Source organism: Kamptonema sp. UHCC 0994, from assembly GCF_029167235.1.
GTDB lineage: Bacteria > Cyanobacteriota > Cyanobacteriia > Cyanobacteriales > Microcoleaceae > Kamptonema.
The window spans coordinates 8757-12300 of record NZ_JARFTR010000058.1; the positions used below are offsets into that span (position 1 = coordinate 8757).

Genomic DNA, 3544 nt, shown 5'->3' on the forward strand with positions numbered 1-3544 from the left:
TGCTGTTCTAAAGTTTGGTGACTTTCTAACGGTACGCTATCTCTAGTTTGAGTTTCCAGATGATTTTGCAACTCTGCAATTTGAGCTTGCAAAGATGCGATCGTTGCTGTCTGTTCTTGAGATTGCTGTTCTAAAGTTTGGTGACTTTCTAACGGTACGCTATCTCTAGTTTGAGTTTCCAGATGATTTTGCAACTCTGCAATTTGAGCTTGCAAAGATGCGATCGTTGCTGTCTGTTCTTGAGATTGCTTTTGCAAAGCTTCGTAACTTTCTAGCAATTCCTTTGACTGTGTAACAGAGTTTTCCGGGGACTCGACAGCTTTAGTCGCCTCGTTATTTTCGCCGTCACTTGTCTCACCTTTCAAGCTTGTAACCTGTTTCGGAGATCCCGAACCATGTTGCAAAGTAAAAGTTAACTCTGTCCCATTGCTAGACTTGAGCAAATCGCCACGAGCAATGCGCTCGAAGAGTTCAGACTTTGATATACCGAGCTTTTCTGCGATCACCGTCAGGCGATTAGCCCCAGTCGGTGTCAGCGAGACTCCGACCTTGACTTTGCTCTCTAAATATGTACTAACCACATTTCGTTTGTTCTTTTGCATTGGCATTTTCCTCTGCCAATCTACACAAATTAGTGTAGTGGCTTAATGTGTCCTCTAAATCTTATTATTTATTAAATTCTGTGTTTGAGATCACTTTTCATCTTTCTTCCTCCCTGGAGACTCCCGCCATAGCTGTTTTAACGGTGGGTTGTTGACTCGATCTTGTACTGTCGGGTATTGTCGAGTCTAAATTTGAAGCTAGCACCTGTTGCACAAATGCAACAGCAAAAGCCTCACCTATTTCTGCTAAAGAAACGGCTTTTAGATAGTAGAGAGATGTATTTATGAGAAGAAGGGAAAAGTTTTTAGCAAAAGATTTAGAGATTTTGCTTGATTTTACCCTTTCACGTTCTTTTTATACAATGCACTGAAGACTGCTAATATTAAGAATTATCACAATAGATCGACGTGCACATTTATTCGTTCAAATCTTTACAGGTAGGTGGTTTTAATCTCTCAAGGCGCTCGATAGTTGTTACAAATCACAATGATTGCATTTATCTTATAGGCTTTTGTATTTCCCGATCGTTAGCATAAAACCTATAACAGGCAATTGTTTTGTTTGTTTTACCATTCTCAAACAGAGGTAGATTTTATAAATATTTGTATAGATATGTCAAGGCAACCTCAATAAATTTTCTCAAGTGCGTGAAAAAAATGTCGCGATCGCAAATGTTAGGAATATGTAAAGAATTGTTGCAATATCCCAAGCTGGGACTGGGATCGCGGGGTAGGGGCCAATTTTTTAGTCTTTAAAGTACCGTTAAAGCTATTGGCAAACGCGCTCCTATAAGTTTTTGATTTTGAGAATGGTGCAAGAGCCGTTGACAAGTAGAAGGAATAAGAATTTAGTTATCTATGAGAGCTAGACAAAGATATACACAGCAAGCTTTTTAGCCATCTGTATTTTACGTTTAATTGAATATATACCAAGAAGAAAACTATAAAGCAGACGGATAATTAGTCTCTATTTTTAAAAGTAGATTTTATAACTCCTGCCATGAGTCGATCTACAAATCACCTATTTATGGGACGATAAAACAAGAATCTAAAACTTAGATTTATCTAAACTTTGGAAAAGTTTAAATAAGTTCTATGAAGCAAACTCGTTAAATCAGTGCGATCGCGCTATAGCATTTAAAGTTGCGACACAAGTTGCTAAAGATTGCAGGGGGCTAACCATCGTGATGGAGCTGGAATGTTTACCTTATGGTGCAGGTCATGCAGAGGATGGCCTCTGTTTGCTGGTGCGAATGGGGCAGCACCGGATTTTACTAGACTGCGGCCTAAAGGACATTTCACCGCTGATGTCTCCACAAAATACGCTACCAGCGGACTTAGTTTTGTGCAGCCATGCCCATGCAGACCATGCTAGAGGTTTACTAGCACTGCACCAGTCTTTTCCGCAATTGCCGATTTATGCAAGCGAAGTGACAACCCAACTCCTAGCCTTGAATTGGCCAGAGTTGGCAGCTAGCGAACAGCCGCGATTTTGTCAGGCCTTGCCCTGGCACTCCCCAGTTGAACTCCGCAGAGGTCTAGGGGTGCAGTTGTTCCCCTCCGGGCACCTACCAGGAGCAGCGGCAATACTGCTGACCTATGCGGCTCCGCACCGCACCTACTCGCTGGTTTACACGGGAGATTTTTTTCTATCTAATTCTCGCCTAGTTGAAGGATTACCCTTGGGAGACCTTCGAGGACTCAAGCCAGACGTACTGATTCTGGAAGGCAGTTATGGCACGGCGCGTCATCCCCACCGCCGCCAATTGGAAAATCAGTTAGCAGAGCGCATTCACCGCGCGATCGCAGATGGTTACTCGGTACTTCTACCTACATCAACTCTCGGACTTGGGCAAGAATTGCTGATGCTACTGCGAAGTCATCACTACTTCACCGGCCGAGACTTAGATATCTGGGTTGATGGGGCCGTTGCCCAAGGTTGCGACGCTTACCTAGAACTTTTACCCCATTTTCCTACAGCAGTTCAAAATTTTGCCCAACATCAACCCCTATTTTGGGACGAACGGGTGCGTCCCCGCCTACGCCACTTGTCTCCAGAACAGCGTGGTAGTCTCGGTAAAGCACCCTGCATTATCATCACTGACGAAACAGCAGATTTAAGTCTCTACGTTACTAAGCAAAATGGCCCTTGGATATTGCTGCTACCTCAAAAGCCGGGATACCCGCCGAAAGGGTGGCCGGAAAGTTTACAGGGATCGGGACTTCGTAGTGTAGAAAGTTATCTACTCGCAGAGCATTCTGATGGCCCCGGCACTACGCAGCTCATCCACAATTTGCGCCCTCAGCATATAATTTTCGTTCACGGCTCCCCAACTTATTTAGCTGATTTGGCGAATTTGGATGAGTTGCGGAACCGTTACCAGTTGCATACTCCAGCGGCGGGTACGTTGGTGGAATTGCCGATTGGGGAGACATTTTTGCAACCGGCGATGCCAGAAACTCACTATGAAGGGGAGTTGGCGGAGATGGGGACGGAGGTAGCAATTAGTTTACCGAATACTATTGCCTCCGATCCGCGCTGGTCAAATTTTGCAGATACGGGTTTGGTAGAGGCTCGTTGGCAGGGTGAGGAGTTAGTATTGCGGGGACTGTCGCAGCGGGAGTTGATTAGTATTGGTAGCGATCGCCCTTTGCCAGTAGAGTTAGAATGTTGTGGTAATTGTCAGCACTTTCGAGGACAGCGTTGTTGGAGTCCTCTATCTCCTTTGTTTGGTTTTAAGGTTACGCCTGATGGGTTTTGTCCGGTGTTTGAATCGATTCATACTTCTGAGCCTTCTAGTGATGAGCAAGATAATGGCTAATTGCTAATGGCTAATGGCTAATGGCTAATGGCTAATTGCTAATGGCTAATTGCTAATTGCTAATTCAGGACTTATGCACACTTTACGTAACGCCGCCATCCTGGCGGTTTCTTTACCGCC

General features: G+C 44.4%; 1 protein-coding gene and 1 pseudogene. One reads left to right on the forward strand and one right to left on the reverse strand.

The window, feature by feature from the left end; all coding sequences use genetic code 11:
• Window positions 1-602, reverse strand: a pseudogene (locus PY364_RS05985) (CopG family transcriptional regulator); the annotation flags it as partial.
• Window positions 603-1789: 1187 nt separating this feature from the next.
• Here PY364_RS05985 and PY364_RS05990 point away from each other — a divergent pair.
• Window positions 1790-3424 carry an MBL fold metallo-hydrolase gene (locus PY364_RS05990; RefSeq protein ID WP_275521330.1) on the forward strand — a complete coding sequence of 545 codons (1635 nt, stop codon included), beginning with the start codon at window positions 1790-1792 and terminating at the stop codon, window positions 3422-3424.
• Window positions 3425-3544 lie beyond the last annotated feature (120 nt).